The organism is Achromobacter sp. NPDC058515 (assembly GCF_042721735.1).
Taxonomy (GTDB): Bacteria; Pseudomonadota; Gammaproteobacteria; order Burkholderiales; family Burkholderiaceae_B; genus Achromobacter.
Window position 1 is genome coordinate 141999 of record NZ_JBHXNI010000008.1, and the last position, 19446, is coordinate 161444.

General features: G+C 68.3%; 15 protein-coding genes. 10 read left to right on the forward strand and 5 right to left on the reverse strand.

Going from position 1 to position 19446, the window contains the following annotated elements; translation table 11 throughout:
• Genes ACFWP0_RS15880 through lpdA form a run of 3 tightly spaced genes read left to right on the forward strand, consistent with a single transcriptional unit; the run spans position 1 to position 3789 of the window.
• Positions 1–1044, forward strand: coding sequence for an alpha-ketoacid dehydrogenase subunit beta (locus ACFWP0_RS15880; protein WP_377843588.1), 1044 nt, complete (start codon positions 1–3; stop codon positions 1042–1044).
• A gap of 1 nt (position 1045) precedes the next feature.
• Positions 1046–2383 (forward strand): dihydrolipoamide acetyltransferase family protein, encoded by a 1338-nt coding sequence (locus ACFWP0_RS15885; protein WP_377843589.1) that lies wholly within the window; start codon positions 1046–1048, stop codon positions 2381–2383.
• 2 nt (positions 2384–2385) lie between these two features.
• Positions 2386–3789: a dihydrolipoyl dehydrogenase gene (gene lpdA, locus ACFWP0_RS15890; protein WP_377843590.1), complete on the forward strand. Its 1404-nt coding sequence runs from the start codon at positions 2386–2388 to the stop codon at positions 3787–3789.
• Here lpdA and ACFWP0_RS15895 read toward each other — a convergent pair.
• Positions 3758–4279, reverse strand: a complete 522-nt coding sequence (locus tag ACFWP0_RS15895) for a MaoC family dehydratase (RefSeq protein ID WP_377843591.1) — start codon at positions 4277–4279, stop codon at positions 3758–3760. The genes lpdA and ACFWP0_RS15895 overlap by 32 nt on opposite strands.
• Positions 4280–4338: 59 nt before the next feature.
• Positions 4339–5328 carry a tripartite tricarboxylate transporter substrate binding protein gene (locus ACFWP0_RS15900; RefSeq protein WP_377843592.1) on the reverse strand — a complete coding sequence of 330 codons (990 nt, stop codon included), beginning with the start codon at positions 5326–5328 and terminating at the stop codon, positions 4339–4341.
• A gap of 214 nt (positions 5329–5542) precedes the next feature.
• Here ACFWP0_RS15900 and ACFWP0_RS15905 point away from each other — a divergent pair, with 214 nt between their 5' ends.
• Entirely contained in the window at positions 5543–6445 is a 903-nt protein-coding gene (locus ACFWP0_RS15905; RefSeq protein WP_377843760.1) for a LysR family transcriptional regulator, read from the forward strand.
• 117 nt (positions 6446–6562) lie between these two features.
• On the forward strand, positions 6563–7723 hold the full coding sequence (locus ACFWP0_RS15910) for a CaiB/BaiF CoA transferase family protein (RefSeq protein WP_377843594.1): 1161 nt from the start codon (positions 6563–6565) through the stop codon (positions 7721–7723).
• A gap of 169 nt (positions 7724–7892) precedes the next feature.
• On the opposite strand, the gene argH is transcribed toward ACFWP0_RS15910, so the two are convergent.
• On the reverse strand, positions 7893–9314 hold the full coding sequence (gene argH / locus ACFWP0_RS15915) for an argininosuccinate lyase (RefSeq protein WP_377843596.1): 1422 nt from the start codon (positions 9312–9314) through the stop codon (positions 7893–7895).
• 136 nt (positions 9315–9450) lie between these two features.
• On the opposite strand from argH, the gene ACFWP0_RS15920 reads away from it, so the two are divergent.
• The 3 genes from ACFWP0_RS15920 to ACFWP0_RS15930 all read left to right on the forward strand — a co-directional run bounded on the left by ACFWP0_RS15920 (position 9451) and on the right by ACFWP0_RS15930 (position 13540).
• Positions 9451–10818 (forward strand): mechanosensitive ion channel family protein, encoded by a 1368-nt coding sequence (locus ACFWP0_RS15920; protein WP_377843598.1) that lies wholly within the window; start codon positions 9451–9453, stop codon positions 10816–10818.
• 62 nt (positions 10819–10880) lie between these two features.
• Positions 10881–12950 (forward strand): NAD(+) synthase, encoded by a 2070-nt coding sequence (locus ACFWP0_RS15925; RefSeq protein WP_377843600.1) that lies wholly within the window; start codon positions 10881–10883, stop codon positions 12948–12950.
• A 251-nt stretch (positions 12951–13201) separates the two neighbouring features.
• Entirely contained in the window at positions 13202–13540 is a 339-nt protein-coding gene (locus ACFWP0_RS15930; RefSeq protein WP_050449738.1) for a P-II family nitrogen regulator, read from the forward strand.
• A gap of 67 nt (positions 13541–13607) precedes the next feature.
• Here ACFWP0_RS15930 and gspF read toward each other — a convergent pair whose 3' ends face one another.
• Complete coding sequence (gene gspF / locus ACFWP0_RS15935; RefSeq protein WP_377843602.1) at positions 13608–14813, reverse strand: type II secretion system inner membrane protein GspF; 1206 nt, start codon at positions 14811–14813, stop codon at positions 13608–13610.
• Positions 14814–14989: 176 nt separating this feature from the next.
• Here gspF and gspD point away from each other — a divergent pair, with 176 nt between their 5' ends.
• Together gspD and gspE are read left to right on the forward strand one after the other, a co-directional pair.
• The gene (gene gspD / locus ACFWP0_RS15940) at positions 14990–17359 is read left to right on the forward strand and encodes a type II secretion system secretin GspD (RefSeq protein WP_377843603.1); all 2370 of its coding nucleotides are present in this window, start codon (positions 14990–14992) and stop codon (positions 17357–17359) included.
• Positions 17356–18783 carry a type II secretion system ATPase GspE gene (gene gspE / locus ACFWP0_RS15945; RefSeq protein WP_377843605.1) on the forward strand — a complete coding sequence of 476 codons (1428 nt, stop codon included), beginning with the start codon at positions 17356–17358 and terminating at the stop codon, positions 18781–18783. The genes gspD and gspE overlap by 4 nt, the downstream gene beginning before the upstream one ends.
• A 341-nt stretch (positions 18784–19124) precedes the next feature.
• On the opposite strand, the gene ACFWP0_RS15950 is transcribed toward gspE, so the two are convergent.
• On the reverse strand, positions 19125–19313 hold the full coding sequence (locus ACFWP0_RS15950; protein ID WP_377843607.1) for a hypothetical protein: 189 nt from the start codon (positions 19311–19313) through the stop codon (positions 19125–19127).
• Between the last annotated feature and the right edge of the window lie 133 nt (positions 19314–19446).

Sequence of the window (19446 nt, forward strand, 5' to 3'; positions counted from 1 at the left end):
ATGGCAATCGATAACAACGCTGGTCCGGCCTCGGCGCCGATGACCATGATCCAGGCTTTGCGCTCGGCCATGGATGTGATGCTGGAGCGCGACAACAACGTGGTGGTGTTCGGGCAGGACGTCGGCTATTTCGGCGGCGTGTTCCGGTGCACCGAGGGCCTGCAGACCAAGTACGGCAGCTCGCGCGTGTTCGACACCCCGATCTCCGAAGGCGGCATCGTCGGCGTGGCGGTGGGCATGGGCGCCTATGGCCTGCGCCCCGTGTGCGAGATCCAGTTCGCCGACTATTTCTATCCGGCCTCCGACCAGATCGTGTCCGAGGCCGCGCGCCTGCGCTACCGCTCGGTGGGCGAATTCATCGCGCCCATGACGATCCGCATGCCTTGCGGCGGCGGCATCTACGGCGGACAGACGCACAGCCAGAGCCCCGAGGCGATGTTCACCCAGGTCTGCGGGCTGCGCACGGTGATGCCGTCCAACCCGTATGACGCCAAGGGGCTGCTGATCGCCGCCATCGAGAACGACGATCCGGTGATCTTCCTGGAGCCCAAGCGGCTCTACAACGGCCCGTTCGACGGCCACCATGACCGCCCGGTGACGCCCTGGACCGGACGTCCGGGCAGCATCGTGCCCACCGGCTACTACACCGTGCCGCTGGAGTCGGCGGCCATTGTGCGGCCGGGTTCGGAACTGACGGTGCTGACCTACGGCACCACGGTGCACGTATCCCTGACCGCGGCCGAAGAGACCGGCATCGACGCCGAGATCATCGACCTGCGCAGCCTGTGGCCGCTGGACCTGGACGCCATCGTGAACTCGGTGAAGAAGACGGGCCGCTGCGTGGTGGTGCATGAAGCCACGCGCACCTGCGGCTTCGGCGCGGAACTGATTTCCCTGGTGCAGGAACACTGCTTCCATCATCTGGAGGCGCCCGTCGAGCGCGTGACCGGCTGGGATACCCCCTATCCGCATGCGCAGGAATGGGCGTACTTCCCCGGCCCGCGCCGGGTCGGCGAAGCGTTTAAACGCGCGATGGAGGTGTGAGATGGGGATTCATATCATCAAGATGCCCGACATCGGCGAAGGCATTGCCGAGGTCGAGCTGGTGGGCTGGCACGTCAAGGTGGGCGACACCGTCGCCGAGGACCAGCCGCTGGCCGACGTGATGACCGACAAGGCCACGGTGGAGATCCCGTCTCCGGTGGTCGGCAAGGTCGTGGCGCTGGGCGGCGACGTCGGCCAGGTGATGGCCGTGGGCGGGGAATTGATCCGCCTGGAAGTCGAAGGCGAGGGCAACGTGAAGGCGGGCGCTGCCGTGCCCGCCGCGCCGCGCAAGGCGCAGGAGCCCGCCGAAGCCGCCGCGCCCGCCAAGGCGGAGAAGGCCGAGAAGACAGAAAAGCCGGCAGGCCTCGCGGGCCAGATCGCGGCTTCGGTGGCGCCGGGCGCCACTCTGGCGCAGGCCAGGCGCGCGGGCGCCGCCGCGCCCGCCGCGGCCCGCCAGCCCGGCGAGAAGCCGCTGGCCTCGCCCGCCGTGCGCAAGCGCGCCTGGGACCTGGGGGTCGAACTGCGCTATGTGCAGGGCAGCGGCCCGGCCGGGCGCATCATGCACGAGGACCTGGACGCCTATCTGCAGGCGCAAGGATCGGCCAGCGGCGCGCGCGCCGCGTCGGCCTACGCCGAGCGCAACGACGAAGAGGCGGTGCCCGTCATCGGCCTGCGCAGAAAGATCGCGCAGAAGATGGCGGAATCCAAGCGCCGCATTCCGCACTTCAGCTACGTCGAGGAAATCGACGTGACCGAGCTGGAGGACCTGCGCGCGCAGCTCAACCTGAAGTGGGGCGAGTCGCGCGGCAAGCTGACGCTGCTGCCGCTTCTGGCGCGCGCCATGGTCGTGGCGCTGCGCGACTTCCCGCAGATCAACGCGCGCTACGACGACGAGGCCGGCGTGGTGACGCGCTACGGCGCCGTGCACATCGGCGTCGCCACGCAAAGCGACGGCGGCCTGATGGTGCCGGTGTTGCGCCACGCCGAGGCGCGCGACCTCTGGTCCATGGCGGCCGAGATCGGGCGGCTGGCGCAGGCGGTGCGCAGCGGCAGCGCCGGGCGCGACGAGCTGTCCGGCTCCACCATCACCATCACCAGCCTGGGCCCCTTGGGCGGCATCGTCACCACGCCGGTGATCAACCACCCCGAGGTCGGCATCGTGGGCGTGAACCGCATTGTCGAGCGCCCCGCCATCCGCAACGGCGCCGTGGTGGCGCGCAAGCTGATGAACCTGTCGTCGTCCTTCGACCACCGCGTGGTGGACGGCATGGACGCGGCGCGCTTCATCCAGGCGGTGCGCGCGCTGCTGGAACAACCCGCGCTGCTTTTCGTGGAGTAAGCATGAGCCAGATCACAAAGACAACGACCTTGCTGGTGATCGGCGGCGGGCCCGGCGGCTACGTGGCCGCCATCCGCGCCGGGCAGCTGGGCGTGCCGACCATCCTGGTCGAAGGCGCGCAGCTGGGCGGCACCTGCCTGAACATCGGCTGCATTCCCTCCAAGGCCCTGATCCACGCGGCCGAGGAATTCGACAAGGCGCGCCACTATGCGGACCAGTCCGCGCTGGGCATTTCCGTGGACGCGCCCCGCATCGATATCGCGCGGACCGTGGCGTGGAAGGACGGCATCGTCGGCAAGCTGACGGGCGGCGTCGGCGCGCTGCTCAAGAAGAACGGCGTGGAAGTGGTGCAGGGCTGGGCCACGCTGATGGACGGCAAGACAGCGGAAGTGGACACGCCCGATGCGGGCCGCATCCGCATCCAGTGCGAACACCTGCTGCTGGCGGCCGGCTCCGAGCCCACGCCGCTTGCGTCCATGCCGTTTGGCGGGATGGTGGTGTCGTCCACCGAAGCGCTGTCGCCCACCAGCATTCCGAAGCAGCTGGTGGTGGTCGGCGGCGGCTACATCGGCCTGGAGCTGGGCACCGTGTACCGCAAGCTGGGCGCGGAAGTGGCGGTGGTGGAAGCGCAGGACCGCATCCTGCCGACCTACGACGCCGAACTCACCAAGCCCGTGGCCGCCGCCCTGGCCAAAATGGGCGTGGCGCTGCACCTGGGGCGCAAGGTGCTGGGGCTGAACGGCGCGGGCAACGCGGTGCGGGTGCAGGACGCCAGCGGCGCCGAGACCCTGCTGCCCGCCGACCGCGTGCTGATCTCGGTGGGGCGCCGACCGCGCACCCAGGATTGGGGGCTGGAAAGCCTGCAGCTCGATCGCAGGGGCAACGCGCTGCGCATCGACGACCAGTGCCGCACGTCCATGCGCGACGTCTGGGCCATCGGCGACATCGCCGGCGAACCCATGCTGGCGCATCGCGCAATGGCGCAGGGCGAGATGGTGGCTGAACTGGTGGCGGGCAAGCGCCGCCACTTCCAGCCGGCCTCCATACCCGCCGTCTGCTTCACCGACCCCGAGGTCGTGGTGGCGGGCCTGTCGCCGCTCGAGGCCGAAAGCGCGGGGCTGGACTGCCTGACGGCGTCGTTCCCGTTCGCGGCCAACGGCCGCGCCATGACGCTGGAATCCACCGACGGGTTCGTGCGCGTCGTGGCCCGCCGCGACAATCACCTGATCGTCGGATGGCAGGCGGTGGGGCGCGGCGTGTCGGAGCTGTCCACGGCGTTCGGCCAGTCGCTGGAGATGGGCGCCACGCTGGAAGACGTGGCCGGCGCCATCCATGCGCATCCCACCCTGGGCGAAGCCGTGCAGGAAGCGGCGCTCAAGGCGCTGGGGCACGCACTGCACATCTAGTCCGCCCGAGGCCGGCGCAGCGTCCCGGGCAGCCGGGGCGCTTGCGCAGTAGGTACTTCTGCATGCCGTCCATCACCAGCGCGTCCTGCTGGTTGCGCACTTCGCTGCGCATGACGAGTACGCCGGTGCTGCGCCCGGGTTCCAGCTCAGTCACCCGCAGGGAGGCATACAGGGTGTCGCCCACGTAGACCGGCTTGAGGAAACGGCTGCTCTGCTCCAGGAAGGCCTTGAGCGAATCCTCCACCATATGCGGGAACAGGCCGGCGCCGGCGGCGGTCTGGATGGCCACCTGGAAACCGTGCGCCAGCATGTGGGGCATGCCGTGGGCGCGGCAGTATTCCACGTCGTAGTGCACGGGATGGTTGTCGCCGCTGGCCAGTTGAAAGGCCGCGAACAGCGCTTCGGTCATGGTGCGGGACGGCAGATTGAAAATCTCGCCAATCTGGAAGTCTTCGAAGTAGCGCTGCGCGCACATCTGATGCTTGATCATGCGGGGATCCTGTTCTTGGGCGGCAGGTTGAGTCGCGTCCGGCCTGCCGGGTCCGGGCTTTAGTTCGCGCTCATGTTGGCCGCCTTGGCGACTTCGCTCCATTTCTTCAGTTCGCTATCCAGGAAGCTGGCCAGGGCGGCCGGCGTGGGCTCCGTTTCCAGGACCAGGCCCATGTCGTAGGCCCGCCGTTTCAGCGCCTCGTCGTGCAGCGCGGCCCGCAGGGAGGAGGTCAGCGTCTTGAGCAGCGGAGCCGGCGTGCCGGCCGGCGCGAACACGGCGTTCCAGGTGTAGGCTTCGTAGCCCGGGATGGCTTCCGCGATGGCGGGCGTGTCCGGCGTCTGCGGCAGCCGCTGCTGCATCGATGTCGCCAGCAGGCGCACCGTGCCGGCATGCACCTGGGCCAGGCCGGTAGGCGCGCTGTCGATCATGAAATCCAGATGTCCGCCGATGACGTCGGCCATGGCGGGGGCGCTGCCGCGATAGGGCACGTGCATGGCGCGGGTCCCGGCCAGGTAATTGACCAGTTCGGCGCCCAGGTGCGGCGCGCTGCCGATGCCGGCCGAACCATAGTTGATCTTGCCCGGGCGGGACTTCAGGTAGGCCAGGAACTCCGGCAGGCTCTGCACCGGCATGGACTTGTTGACGACGAGCACCAGGGGCGCCTTGGCGGCCAGGCCCACCGGCGCGAAGTCCTCGACCGTGCGATAGGGCAGGGCCGCGTGAATGCTCGGATTGACCGCGTGCGCCACCGTGGTGAGGAGCAGCGTATAGCCGTCGGGCGGGGCCTTGGCAACCATTTCCGTGCCGACCATCGTGCCTGCGCCGCTGCGGTTTTCCACGATGAACGTGGCGCCCGTCTGGCGGCCCCAGCTTTCGGCCAGCGCGCGCGCGAAGGTATCCGTGGGGCCTCCGGCCGCATAGGGCACCACCAGTTTCACGGGCCGTTCCGGGAAACCTGGCCCGGCCCAGGCCAGAGGAGTTGCGGCCAGCAGGCAGATGGCGGCGGTCAGCTTGCGCGCCAGCGCGGGCCAGGGAAATCGTTTGTTCATCGGTGTCTCCGTTCATTGTTTTGCCTGCCGCTTGCCGTCAGGCGGTGCGGTTGTTCTGCGGCGGCGGCGGGCGGCTCCGGGTTTGCTCCCTGGCTGCGGCAAAATATAAAGACGATGATGCGGGGCGAACAGTCGAATGTTTTTTCCTCGGCTTAGAACCTTTCTAACAGTGGCTTGCCCCGGGCGGTGCGACGGGGTTTTCGGGGTGATTGCGTTGCGCTACGAACTGACCGACCTGCGTGTTTTCATGGCCATCGCCGAGGCCAAGAGCCTGACTGGCGGCGCGTCCGACCTCCATCTGACCGCGCCATCGGCCAGCTATCGGCTGAAGAACCTGGAACAGGCAATGGGCGTTCCGCTGTTCGTGCGCACGCAGAAAGGCATGTCGCTGACGCCGGCCGGCATGACCGTGCTGCGCTATGCGCAGACCATACTTGGCAATGTCGAGCGCTTGCAGGGCGAGATGCGCCGCCATACCGACGGCATCGAGGGGCATATCCGCGTATTTGCGAACAGCAGCACCATGAGCAGCCTGCCGGCCGCGCTGAGCCGGTTCCTGGCGGCCTACCCGAACGTCAACGTCGACCTGGAAGAACGTCTCAGCGCCGAAACGGTCAAGGCGGTGCTGGACGGGCATGCGGACGTGGGTCTGGTGGCGGGGGCCATAGAAATGCGCGGACTGGAGTTCATCACCTACGGCAAGGACGAATTGCTGTTCATCATTCCGCCTCGCCACCCCCTGGGCCTGCATCGGCGCGTGTCGCTGGAAGCCGCGCTGGCGCACGATGTGGTCGCGATCGGACGCAAGAGCAGCAACTTTCTTTACCTTCAGCAGATGGCCGAGCAGTTGGGCATCAAGCCGCGCGTGCGCGTGCATGCGCCGAATTTCGACGCGGTGCTGCGTTGCGTCCAGGAGGGCGCGGGCATTTCGCTGGTGCCGCGCTCCGTCGCCGCGGGCGCGCTTGCCCAGGGCAAGGTCGAATGCGTTGAGATCGAGGAAGCGTGGGCGGTGCGCGAACAGCGCGTGGTGATGCGCAGCATGGATGCGCTGCCTGTCTATGCGCGCGATTTCGTCGGCTACGTCACGCAGCTGACGCCCGAGGAACACAGCGATTAGAGAATCTTGAAGGGCGGTTAGAAATTATCGACTGGCCGCGGTCCGGGTGGCGTTCCTATAATTTTTCATGGCCAGGCGCCTGCCGGGCCGGCCGCCACCTCCGATCACCAGGACGCTATGACCGCAGCTTTGAAACCCTTGGACGGCGTCACTGTCGTCGCGCTTGAACACGCCGTGGCTGCGCCCTTTGCCAGCCGCCAGCTCGCGGACCTGGGGGCCCGCGTGATCAAGATCGAGCGCCCCGGCGTGGGCGACTTTGCGCGGGGCTATGACGCGACGGTACACGGCCTCTCTTCGTTTTTCGTGTGGGCCAACCGGGGCAAGGAAAGCCTGTGCCTGGATCTGGAGCAGCCGGCCGAGCGCGCCGTGCTGCAGCGGCTGCTGGAGCGGGCCGACGTCTTCATCCAGAACCTGGCTCCCGGGGCGGCAAAGCGCAAGGGGCTGGACTTTCCCGCCTTGCATGCCCAGTTCCCCAAGCTGATCGTGTGCGATATCTCCGGCTACGGCGACAGCGGCCCATTCCATCGGAAGAAGGCCTACGACCTGCTCATCCAGGCCGCGGCCGGCCTGATTTCGGTGACCGGCGCGCCCGACGCGCCCGCGCGCACCGGCATATCGATCGCCGATATCTCCGCGGGCATGTATGCGTATTCCGGCGTGCTGACCGCGCTGCTGCAGCGGGCGCGCACGGGCGCCGGGCTGCGCGTCGAGGTCACCATGCTGGAGGCGCTGGCCGAGTGGATGTCCTACCCCTTGAATTTTGCCCATTACGGCGGTTCGCCGCCTGCCCGCAACGGCGTGGCGCATCCGGCCATCGCGCCCTATGGGCAGTATCAGGCGGGCGACGGCAAAGACATCATTTTCGGATTGCAGAACGACCGGGAATGGGCGCGCTTCTGCGAGGACGTGCTGCGCGATCCGGCCGTCGCGGGGGACGAGCGCTTTTCATCCAACGTCCTGCGCGTCGCCAATCGCCAGGCGCTGGATGCGCTGATCGCGGAGTGTTTTGCGCCGCTCACGCGCGAGGAGGTGCTGCGCAGGCTGGACGAGGGAGGCATCGCCAATTCCGCGCTGAATTCCATGCACGAGGTCTGGGAGCATCCGCAATTGGCCGCGCGCAGCCGCTGGCGGGATGTGGCCACGCCTGCGGGGCCGATCCGGGCCCTGCTGCCGCCCGCCACGCTGTCGGGCACGGAGGCGGCCATGGGCGACGTGCCGGCGCTGGGCCAGCACACCGGGGCGATCCTGGCCGAATTGGGCATCGACCCGGCGGCGTGAGATCCGGCTGCCGGCTTGCGTCGGCGCAGTGCCGGGCTCGCGACCCGCGCGTCGTTCGGCACCTGCCGGGCGCCTTCGGTCGGCTCGTCGCGCACGCCTCCGGCAGTGCAGGCAACAACAAGGCCCCCTTTCGGGGGCCTTGAACGGGCGCTTCTGGCGTGGGCCGGAATCAGCCTTCGGCCGTCTCGGCCAGGATGCGGCGGGCTTCTTCAGCGACGCGCTCGGGGGCGGTGCCGCCCACGTGCTTGCGCGCGGCGACCGAACCTTCCAGGGTGAGGACCTGGTGGACGTCTTCGCCGATGCTGGCGTGGTAGGCCTTGAGGTCGGCGGTCGACAGGTCGGCCAGGTCGCAGCCGCGCTGTTCGCAGTCGCGCACGGCGTGGGCCACGACTTCGTGGGCGTCGCGGAAGGGCACGCCCTGCTTGACCAGGTAGTCGGCCAGGTCGGTGGCGGTGGCAAAGCCCTGCAGGGCGGCGGCGCGCATGTTCTCGGCCTTCACCTTGATGCCGCCGGCCATGTCCGCGAAGATCGTCAGCGTGTCGCGCACGGTGTCCACCGTGTCGAACAGGCCTTCCTTGTCTTCCTGGTTGTCCTTGTTGTAGGCCAGGGGCTGGCCTTTCATCAGGGTCAGCAGGGCGACCAGGTTGCCGTTGACGCGGCCGGTCTTGCCGCGGGCCAGCTCGGGCACGTCGGGGTTTTTCTTTTGCGGCATGATCGAGCTGCCGGTGCAGAAGCGGTCGGCCAGGTCGATGAAGCCCACGCGCGGGCTCATCCAGAGCACCAGCTCTTCGGACAGGCGCGAGACGTGCGTCATGATCAGGGCGCCGGCGGCGCAGAACTCGATGGCGAAGTCGCGGTCGGAGACGGCGTCCAGCGAATTGCGGCACACGCCGTCAAAGCCCAGGGTCTTGGCCACGCGTTCGCGGTCGATCGGGAACGAGGTGCCGGCCAGGGCGGCGGCGCCCAGCGGCAGGCGGTTCACGCGGCGGCGGCAGTCGGCCAGGCGCTCGGCGTCGCGGCCGAACATTTCGGCGTAGGCCAGCAGGTGATGGCCGAACGTGACGGGCTGGGCGACCTGCAGGTGCGTGAAGCCCGGCATGATGGTGCCGGCGTTTTCCAGCGCGACCGTGGCCAGCGCGTGGCGCAGCTGGCGCAGCAGGTCTTGCAGGTTGTCGATTTCATCGCGCAGCCACAGGCGGATGTCGGTGGCGACCTGGTCGTTGCGCGAACGGCCGGTGTGCAGGCGCTTGCCCGCGTCGCCCACCAGTTCCACCAGGCGCTTTTCGATGTTCAGGTGGACGTCTTCCAGATCCAGCAGCCATTGGAAGCTGCCGGCATCGATTTCGGACAGGATCTGCGTCATGCCGCGCTGGATGTCGGCCAGGTCCTGGGCGCCGATGATGCCCTGGGCGGCCAGCATGTCCGCATGCGCGAGCGAGCCCTGGATGTCGTGGCGCGCCAGGCGCTTGTCGAAATCCACGGACGCCGTGTAGCGTTTGACGAGTTCGGAAACCGGTTCCGAGAACCGGGCGGACCAGGCCTGCGCCTTATTGGCGAACTGGTTTTGATCGGAGGAGGGAGTGTTTGCCATGATGGGCGGAATTATAGGGCCTCGCGCGGCGGCGGGCGAAGCCGGCCCCGGTTTTGCGGGGCCGGAACCTCGCGCGGGCGCGACTTGTCGGATAATCCACGGTTAGTTTCAAGAACTTAGACAGAGCAGACACCTTATGCCCCTGGAATGGGAAGAGCTAGTCACCCAACTTGACACCCACATGCCGCGGGAGGCCTGGGCGCAGACGCTGATCGGGATCGGCGTGCTGATCCTGACGGCGCTGTTCGTGCAGTGGGTCGTCGCCCGGATCGTGCTGCTGGTGGCGCACCGGCTGCTGGTGGTGAGCGGTCGCGGGGATTGGGACCAGGCCCTGCAGCGCCGCCGCGCCTACCGGAATCTCTGGTACGCGGTGCCGTTCGCCGTGGTGTCGATGGGCATAGACCTGGTGCCGCACGCCGAGCGGGCCGTCTCGATCGTGGGGCGGCTGGCGCATGCGGGCGCCTGGATCTGCGTATTCATCGCGGTCTCTGGGGTGCTGAGCGCCTGGCAGGACACGTATTCGGCCACCACGCGGGCGCAGACCCGGTCCATCAAGGGCTATATCCAGATCGGCAAGCTGATCCTGATGGCGATATGCACCGTCCTGGTGCTTTCCATCCTGATCGACCGGTCGCCGCTGTGGATGATCTCCGGCCTGGGCGCGCTGTCGGCGGTGCTGCTGCTGGTGTTCAAGGACACGCTGCTGTCGCTCGTGGCCAGCACCCAGCTGACCAGCAACGACATGCTGCGCATCGGCGACTGGATCGAGATGCCGCAGTCCAACGCCGACGGCTTCGTCAAGGACATCGCGCTGCATACGGTCAAGGTGCAGAACTGGGACAACACCGTCACCACCGTGCCCACGTACAAGCTGTTCTCGGAAAGCTACCGCAATTACCGGCACATGTTCGAGTCGGGCGGCCGGCGCATCAAGCGCACCCTGCGCATCGACGCGGCCAGCGTGCGTTTCCTGACCGACGAGGAAGCGCAGCGCCTGATGCGTTTCCGCCTGCTGCACGATTATCTGCGGGCCAAGACCGAGGACATCGCCCAGGCCAACCAGACCATGGGCGAGCTGGCCAGCGTGCCGGCCAACCGCCGCCGCCTGACCAATATCGGCACCTTGCGGGCCTACGCGCTGGCGTTCCTGAAGCAGAATCCGGAAATCCGCCAGGATATGGCGATGATGGTCCGCATGATGGAGCCCACCTCCGAGGGCATCCCGGTCGAGGTCTACTGCTTTACCGCCGTGACCGCCTGGGTGGAGTACGAGCGCATCCAGGGCGACGTCTTCGACCATCTGCTGGCGATCCTGCCGGAACTGGGCCTGCGCCTGTACCAGCAGCCGTCCGGCGCCGACATCGGCGCCATGGGCGGCTACCTGCGCGAGAACGCCATCCAGACGGCGCTGGCCGTGGAGCGCGACCGGCAGGGGCCCGTCCTGCAGGCCGAGCCAGCCATGCCTCCCGAGCGCGGCCTGACCGACGGCAAGATGCCGCGCTAGGGCGTGCCGGCCCCGGGGGCCGTGAGATAATCCCAACCGTTGCAGCCTAGGCGATAGACCCGATGTCGAACCCGTTCTTCAACCTGTATTCCCACGGCTTCGCCCGGGTCGCGGTCGGCGTGCCCGAATGCCGGGTCGCCGACCCGGCGTTCAACGCGGCGCAGACGATCGCGCTGGCCGAGCAGGCCGCCCAGGGCGGCGCCGTACTGGCGGCGTTTCCCGAGCTGGGCCTGTCGGCCTACACCTGCGACGACCTGTTCCACCAGAAGGCCCTGCTGGACGCCTGCGAGGCGGCGCTGGCGCAGGTGGTCGAAGCCACGGCCGGGCTGGATATCGCCATCATCGTGGGCGCGCCGCTGCGCGTGGCCCACCAGCTGTTCAACTGCGCCGTGGTGGCGGCCGGCGGCCGCGTGCTGGGCGTGGTGCCCAAGAGCTACCTGCCCAACTACGGCGAATTCTACGAAGCGCGCCAGTTCAGCGCGGCCGATTGCGCGGCCGCCACCGAGATCCGCCTGCTGGGCCAGACCGTGCCCTTCGGGTCCGAGCTGCTGTTCCAGATGGAAAAGCTGCCGCTTTTCCAGTTCCATGTCGAAATCTGCGAAGACGTCTGGGTGCCCATCCCGCCGTCGTCCTTTGCGGCGCTGGCCGGGGCCACGGTGCTGGTCAACCTGTCCGCCTCCAATATCGTCGTCGGCAAGGCCGAATACCGCCACCAGCTGGTCTCGCAGCAGTCGGCGCGTTGCCTGTCGGCCTATATGTACACGTCGGCCGGCCGGGGCGAGTCCTCCACGGACATGGCCTGGGACGGCCAGGCGCTGATCTACGAAAACGGGGAGCTGCTGGCCGAGTCCGAGCGTTTCCTCGGGCACTCCCACCTGCTGTTCTCGGACGTGGACATCGAACGCCTGTCGCGCGAGCGCATGCGCCAGAGCACGTTCGGCCAGTCCGTGCGCCGCCACCAGGACGAGGTCCGCAAGTTCCGCCACGTGGCGGTCCCCGTGAATCCGCCGCTGGAAGACGCCGAGCTGCCGCTGGAGCGGCGCGTGGCGCGCTTTCCCTATGTGCCGGCCGACCCGCAGCGCCGCGACGCCCGATGCAAGGAGGTCTACAACATCCAGGTGCAGGCGCTGGCCCAGCGCCTGTCGGCCAGCGGCATGTCCAAGGTCGTCATCGGCATCTCGGGCGGGCTGGATTCCACCCACGCGCTGCTGGTCTGCGCCAAGGCCATGGATTCCCTGGACCTGCCGCGCTCGAACATCCTGGCCATTACCATGCCTGGCTTTGCCACCAGCACCCGCACGCTGCAGCAGGCGCGCCGGCTGATGGCGGTGGTGGGCTGCACGGCCTCCGAAATCGATATCCGGCCCAGCTGCCTGCAGATGCTCAAGGACCTGGGCCATCCCTATGCGGACGGCAAGCCGGTCTACGACATCACGTTCGAGAACGTGCAGGCCGGCGAACGCACCAACCACCTGTTCCGCATCGCGAATTTCAGCAACGCCATCGTCATCGGCACGGGCGACCTGAGCGAGCTTGCACTGGGTTGGTGCACGTATGGCGTGGGCGACCACATGTCGCACTACAGCGTCAACGCCAGCGTGCCCAAGACGCTCATCACGCATCTGGTGCGCTGGGTGGCCGAGTCCGGCCGCCTGGGCGAGGACGGGGCAGAGGTGCTGCTGGACGTGCTGGGGACGGATGTCAGCCCCGAGCTGGTGCCGGGCGGCGCGGACGACAACAAGCCCGTCCAGAAAAGCGAAGATTCCATCGGCCCCTACGAGCTGCAGGACTTCAACCTGTACTACACGCTGCGCTACGGCTTTGCGCCGACCAAGGTCGCCTTCCTGGCGCTGGCGGCCTGGCGCGACCGCGAGGCCGGCGCCTGGCCGGAGGGCGGGCATGTGGCGCGCAACCAGTACGACCTGGCCGCCATCAAGCGCAACCTGAAGATCTTCCTGGACCGGTTCTTCCGCCTCAGCCAGTTCAAGCGCACCTGCGTTCCCAATGCGCCGAAGGTCGGTTCGGGCGGTTCGCTGTCCCCGCGCGGCGACTGGCGCGCGCCCAGCGACTCCGAATCGGTGGTGTGGCTGCGCGAAGCCGACGGCATCCCGGACGAGGCGCCGGGGGACTGACCGCGGTTTCCTGCCGGGCGCCCGGCCAAGGTGTCTGACACCCGGGAAACGCCCGTGCAGCTTCGGCGGGTGCGGCGGGTGTCAGACACCGCTCGGCGGGCGTCCCGACGCCTGGCAGACCCAAGACGAGGCGGCAAGCGCGGCGTGGGAGCTTCCTTCCTCCGGTGGTATTCTCTTATTCATTGCGCCTTGCCTGGCACCGGATGCCGGGGCGGGGCGCCGCAACAGATCAAAAAACCAGGACGACCAACGTGAAACAAGTCACCGCCATCATCAAACCCTTCAAGCTCGACGAAGTCCGCGAGGCGCTGGCCGAAGTCGGCGTCAGCGGCCTGACGGTCACCGAAGTCAAGGGTTTCGGCCGCCAGAAAGGCCACACCGAACTCTATCGCGGCGCCGAATACGTGGTGGACTTCCTGCCCAAGATCCGCGTTGAAGTCGTGCTGCCCGACAGCCAGGTCGAAGCCGCCATCGAGGCCGTGGTCAAGGCCGCCCGCACCGGCAAGATCGGCGACGGCAAGATCTTCGTGAGCCCGGTGGAGCAGGCCATCCGCATCCGCACGGGCGAGAGCGACGAAGAGGCGCTCTGATCGTTTTGCGCATGCTTCGGGCCGCGTCCTGACGCGGCCCGTTTCCATGGCGCGCCAGCCACCGTCCCTACCTGATCAACTGGTTCATCTCCAGGATCGGCATCATCACCGCCAGCACGATCAGCAGGACAAATCCCCCCATCAGCAGTATCAGCGCAGGCTCCAGCAGGGCGGTCATCGCCATCGCGCGCCGCTCCAGGTCGCGCGACAGGTTCTGCGCGCCCCGGTCCAGCAGCTCGGGCAGGCGGCCCGTCTTCTCGCCGCTGGCGATCAGATGCACCAGCAGCGAGGGGAACACCTTTTGCGCGCCAAGCGAGGCCGATAGCGCCGCGCCTTCGCGCACGCGCGCCGACGCCTCGTCCACGGCCAGGCGCAGCACATCATTGCCCAGCGTGCGGCGCGCCGCCTCCAGCGCCGTCAGGAGCGCCACGCCGCTGCCGCAGAGAATCGCCAGCGTGGACGCGAAGCGCGCCGCGTTCACGCCCAGCACGAAGCGCCCGGCCAGGGGCAGGCGCAGCACGCGCGCATGCCAGGCGCGCCGCGCCGCGGGCGCGCGCAGCGTGTAGCGCCACAGCACGATCGCCAGCACGATGGCGACGCCGGTCGCCGCGCCCCATTCGCGCACGTAGTCCGACAGGGCCAGCATGACGCGGGTCAGGAGCGGCAGCTGCTGCTTGGCCTGGCTGAAGGCGGACACGACCTGCGGCACCACATAGCCCAAGAGGAAGATCACGATGATCACCGACACGCTGGCCACCACGGCCGGATAGATGAACGCCGTCAAGACCTTGCTGCGCAGCGCGTTGCGTTCCTCGATGTAGTCCGCCAGCTTTTCCATCACCTGCGCCAGGTCGCCGGATTCCTCGCCCGCGCCGATCAGCGCGCGATAGATCTCGGGAAAGTCGCGCGGCCGCGCGGCCAGCGCGGCCGACAGGCGATGACCGGCGCGCACGTCGTCGCGCACGCCGCCCAAGGTCGCGGCGATGTGTTTTTTCTCGGCCTGTTCCAGCGTGGCGCTCAGCGCGGCGTCAAGGGGCAGGCGCGCGGCCAGCAGGCTGGCGAGCTGGCGCGTCAGCCATGCCAGGTCGGCATCGGACAGGCGCGTGCGCAATGCCCCGCCCAAGCCTTCGGCGCGCGCCGCGAGCGACGTGGAGAGCGGCAGCAGACCGCGTCCGCGCAACTGATTGCGGGCGCCGCGTTCGGAGTCGGCATCGATCGTGCCCCGCACGATTTTTCCGAGCGCGTCAGTGGCTTCGTAGCGGAATGAAGGCATGGTTGTCATAAAGGGCGCGCGTCGGCTTGAACCGCCAAGAGCCCCGAATTTAAAGGGTTTCCAGCCCGTCACCTTGCCTTCGGAATGTGACCGTAGTGTTGCAGTCACACCCCGTATACTCCGACCGCTTTCACGTTTTTTCACACGCTTTCACGTTCCAGGCTCCTATACCCGTCATGCGTCACATCGCGCAATTCAGCCTAGCGGTCTTGCTTGCGGCAAGCCAACTCGGACCGGCGGCCAGCACGGCCCACGCTCAACAGGCGGACAATCGCGTCAGCCTGAATTTCGTCGACACCGACATCCCCGCCGTGTTGCGCGCGCTGTCGCTGTTCACGCAGCGCAACTTCCTGGTGGACCCCCGGGTGAAGGGCAAGCTGACGCTGGTGTCGGACCGGCCCGTCGACAGCGGTCAGGCGCTGGCCATGCTGACGGGCGCGTTGCGCCTGCAGGGCTTTGCCATCGTCGACGTGGACGGCGTGACGCGCGTGGTGCCCGAGGCCGACGCCAAGCTTCAGGGCAGCGCGGTGGTGGGCGGTCCCAGGCCCGCGTCCGGCGCGCCGGCGGCTGCCGGCAGGGCGCCGGTGCCCGTGGCGGCCTTCGCCAAGGGCACGGGAGGCAGCAGCGGCGAAATGCTGACCCGCGTGTTCCCCCTGAAGTACGAGAACGCCGCGAACCTGGTGCCGGTGCTGCGCCCCATGGTGCCGCCGAACAACCCGATCAACGCCTATCCGGGCAACAACACGCTGGTCGTGACGGACTATGCGGACAACCTGGAGCGGATCGCGGCGGTCATCGCGCGCATCGACGTGCCCAGCTCCATCGACACGGACGTGGTGCAGGTGCAGTCGGGCATCGCGACCGACATCGCCATCCTGGCCTCGCAACTGCTGGACACGCAGAGCAGCGACCCGACGCAGCGCATCGCCGTCGTGGCCGATCCGCGCAGCAACAGCGTGCTGGTGCGTTCGGGCAGCCCGGCGCGCACGCGCCTGGCCCGCGACCTGATCCTGAAGCTGGACGCGCAGCAGAACCGCGCGGGCAACCTGCACGTGGTCTACATGCGCAACGCGCAGGCCACGCGCATCGCCGAAGTGCTGGGCGGGCTGCTGACGGGCCAGGCCAATTCCGCGCCCGGCGCGGCCCCGGGCGCCAGCAGCAGCACCGGCGCGGCTCAGGGCGGCGCGCGCGCGCAGAACACGCCGGCAAACACCGCGAGCCAGGCGGGGCAGGGCATGTCCAACCTGTCGGGCTCGGCCAAGAGCGGGCTGTCCGGCGAGCAGGAGCGCATCGCGCGCGAAGACAATTCCTCGCAGGCGGTGTCGTACTCGGCGGGCGGCGCCACCATCCAGGCGGACCCGGCGACCAATTCGCTGATCATCTCGGCGCCCGAGCCGCTCTACCGCAGCCTGCGCGAAGTGATCGACCAGCTCGACCAGCGCCGCGCGCAGGTGCTGGTGGAAAGCCTGATCGTGGAAGTGAGCGAAGAGAAGGCGGCCGAGTTCGGCATCCAGTGGATGACCGGCGCGGGCAACATCAACGGCAACGGCACCAGCTTCATCGGCGGCACGAACCTGGGCGGCAGCGGCATCACCGGCACGGGCCCGACCTCGATCGACGCCCTGGGCGGCGGCCTGAGCCTGGGCGTGGTCAAGGGCACGGTCGATGTGCTGGGCAACCAGGTCATCAACCTGGGCGTGCTGGCGCGTGCCATGCAGAACACGGGCGAGGCCAACATCCTGTCCACGCCGAACCTGCTGACGCTGGACAACCAGTCGGCCAGCATCCTGGTGGGCAAGACGGTGCCGTTCGTGACCGGGCAGTACGTGACCTCCGGCAGCAACGGCAGTTCCAACCCCTTCCAGACGATCGAACGCGAGGACGTCGGCCTGAAGCTGAATATCCGCCCGCAGATTTCCGAGGGCGGCGCGGTGAAGCTGGACATCTACCAGGAGGTCAGCAGCATCGACGAGAGCCGCTCCAACGCCACCACCGGCATCGTGACCAACAAGCGCGCCATCGACACCAGCGTGCTGATCGACGACGGCCAGATTATCGTGCTGGGCGGCCTGCTGGAAGACAATGTGACGCTCACCTCCAACAGCGTGCCCGGCCTGGGCTCGCTTCCGGTGATCGGCTCGCTGTTCCGCTACGACAGCCGCAAGCGCACCAAGACCAACCTGATGGTGTTCCTGCGTCCCTACGTGGTGCGCGACGCGAACCGCAGCGCCAGCGTCACCATGGACCGCTACGACTACATGCGCCGCGCGCAGGGCGCCGTGCAGCCGGGCAAGCATTGGGTGCTGCCAGACATGCAGGCGCCGATGCTGCCGCAGCCGGGCTCGGCGCCTTCGGTGTCGAACAACGCCTATGACCTGCGGCCCGAGCAGCAGGAGGCCACGATGCGCCGCCCGCCGCCCGCGACGGTGGAGACCTTCGCGGTGCGCCAGTATCCCGGCATGCCGCCGGCGCGCGGCCCGGGTCCGATCCGCGCGCCCAAGCCGCTCATGACGACCGTGGCGGTGGACCCCGAGTCGCTTCAATGAGCGCGCATCCCTTGCCCTATGCCTGGGCCCGCGCGCAGCGCGCGGTGCTGTCGCTGCGCGGGGGGAAGGCGCAGTTGACCGTCAGCCCGCGCACGCCCGATTGGGCGGTGCGCGAGATCCGGCGCTGCCACGGCGACATCGCGCTGGCGCAGGTGGACGACGAGGCACTGGAGACGCTCCTGACGGCGGCCTACAGCCATTCGGAGGACGCCGCGTCGGTCATGGGCGTGGCCGAGAACGAGATCGACCTGGATCGGCTGCTGCAGGACATGCCCGAAGTGGCGGACCTGCTGGACGCGCAGGACGATGCGCCCGTGATCCGCATGATCAACGCCTTGTTCGCGCAAGCCGCGCGCGACGGCGCCAGCGATATCCACATCGAGCCCTTCGAAACCCATTCCGTGGTGCGCTACCGGGTGGACGGCACGCTGCGCGACGTGGTGTCGCCGCGCAAGGCGCTGCACGCCGCGCTGATTTCGCGCATCAAGATCATGGCGCACCTGGACATCGCCGAAAAGCGCCTGCCGCAGGACGGCCGCATCGCCTTGCGCGTGGGCGGGCGGCCCATCGACGTGCGCGTGTCCACCTTGCCGACCGGCCATGGCGAGCGCGCGGTGCTGCGCCTGCTGGACAAAGAGGCCGGCCGCCTGCAGCTTGAGCGGCTGGGCATGAGCCCGGGCGTGCTGGTCCAGCTGGACCGGCTGATCCGCCAGCCGCACGGCATCGTGCTGGTGACGGGGCCGACCGGCAGCGGCAAGACCACGACGCTCTACGCGGCGCTGAGCCGGCTGGACTCCTCCACCAGCAACATCCTGACGGTGGAAGACCCGATCGAGTACGACCTGCCCGGCATCAGCCAGACGCAGGTCAACGCCAAGATCGACATGAGCTTCGCGCTGGCCCTGCGCGCCATCCTGCGCCAGGACCCCGACGTGATCATGATCGGCGAAATCCGGGACCTGGAAACCGCGCAGATCGCGGTGCAGGCGTCGCTGACCGGCCATCTGGTGCTGGCCACGCTGCACACCAACGATTCCGTGTCCGCCGTGACCCGGCTGACGGACATGGGGGTCGAGCCCTTCCTGCTGGCGTCGTCCCTGCTGGGCGTGCTTGCGCAGCGGCTGGTGCGCAAGCTGTGCCCGGCCTGCAAGGCGCCGTCCATGCTGGACGGCGCGCAGGTGTTCCACCCCGTGGGCTGCGAGGCCTGCAACCATACGGGCTACAGCGGCCGCTCGGGCATCCATGAACTGTTCACGGTGGACGACGAGGCGCGCAGGCTGATCCACGAAGGGCGCGACGAGCGCGAGCTGCGCCGCGCCGCGGCGGCTTCCGGCATGCGCACCATGCGCGAGGACGGACAGCGCTGGGTGGACGGCGGGCAGACCTCGCCCGAGGAAATCGTGCGCGTGACGCGGGACGCGTAGCAGCCGGCATTCACGCCACAGGTGTCAGACACCCCTCCGTCACACCATCCACAGGTGTCAGACACCCGTGCCACAGGTGTCCCACAGGTGTCTGACACCCGTGGGAGACGGTCTTCAGTCTGTTCGGGTGTCTCAGGGGTGTCAGACACCTCTCCGCAGACACCTCTCCGTCACACCACCCCCCGCCAGCCCTTACTGCCCCGTTCCGAACGTCACGGTGTCGCCACAGGTGTCTGACACCCGCGGGAGACGGTCTTCAGCCTGTACGGGTGTTTCAGGGGTGTCAGACACCTCTCCCTCCGCAGACACCTCTCCGTCACACCATCTCCCCCCGCCAGCCCTTACTTCCCCGTCCCGAACGTCACGGTGTCGTCCGAGCGGCGGCCCAGGTTGGACAGCAGGCCGTCCAGGGCCGCGCGGTCCGCCTCGCTGGCGGACGCGGCGTAGGTGGCCTGGCCCTGGAAGTTCAGGCCGCGGCTGCTCAGGCTGCCCTGGCCCGTCACGCTCAATAGTCCGCTTTCCGTGCTCAAGGCCAGCGTCGCGCCCGCCTTGCCGCCGCCCTGTACCCGCCACAGGTGTCTGACACCCGCGGGAGACGGTCTTCAGCCTGTACGGGTGTTTCAGGGGTGTCAGACACCTCTCCCTCCGCAGACACCTCTCCGT

What these genes read in the sequence shown, in the direction of transcription:
- ACFWP0_RS15880 (WP_377843588.1), top strand. Translation starts at nt 1, where the DNA reads ATGGCAATCGATAACAACGCTGGTCCGGCCTCGGCGCCGATGACCATG.
- ACFWP0_RS15885 (WP_377843589.1), top strand. Translation starts at nt 1,046, where the DNA reads ATGGGGATTCATATCATCAAGATGCCCGACATCGGCGAAGGCATTGCC.
- lpdA (WP_377843590.1), top strand. Translation starts at nt 2,386, where the DNA reads ATGAGCCAGATCACAAAGACAACGACCTTGCTGGTGATCGGCGGCGGG.
- ACFWP0_RS15895 (WP_377843591.1), bottom strand. Translation starts at nt 4,279, where the DNA reads ATGATCAAGCATCAGATGTGCGCGCAGCGCTACTTCGAAGACTTCCAG.
- ACFWP0_RS15900 (WP_377843592.1), bottom strand. Translation starts at nt 5,328, where the DNA reads ATGAACAAACGATTTCCCTGGCCCGCGCTGGCGCGCAAGCTGACCGCC.
- ACFWP0_RS15910 (WP_377843594.1), top strand. Translation starts at nt 6,563, where the DNA reads ATGACCGCAGCTTTGAAACCCTTGGACGGCGTCACTGTCGTCGCGCTT.
- argH (WP_377843596.1), bottom strand. Translation starts at nt 9,314, where the DNA reads ATGGCAAACACTCCCTCCTCCGATCAAAACCAGTTCGCCAATAAGGCG.
- ACFWP0_RS15920 (WP_377843598.1), top strand. Translation starts at nt 9,451, where the DNA reads ATGCCCCTGGAATGGGAAGAGCTAGTCACCCAACTTGACACCCACATG.
- ACFWP0_RS15925 (WP_377843600.1), top strand. Translation starts at nt 10,881, where the DNA reads ATGTCGAACCCGTTCTTCAACCTGTATTCCCACGGCTTCGCCCGGGTC.
- gspF (WP_377843602.1), bottom strand. Translation starts at nt 14,813, where the DNA reads ATGCCTTCATTCCGCTACGAAGCCACTGACGCGCTCGGAAAAATCGTG.
- gspD (WP_377843603.1), top strand. Translation starts at nt 14,990, where the DNA reads ATGCGTCACATCGCGCAATTCAGCCTAGCGGTCTTGCTTGCGGCAAGC.
- gspE (WP_377843605.1), top strand. Translation starts at nt 17,356, where the DNA reads ATGAGCGCGCATCCCTTGCCCTATGCCTGGGCCCGCGCGCAGCGCGCG.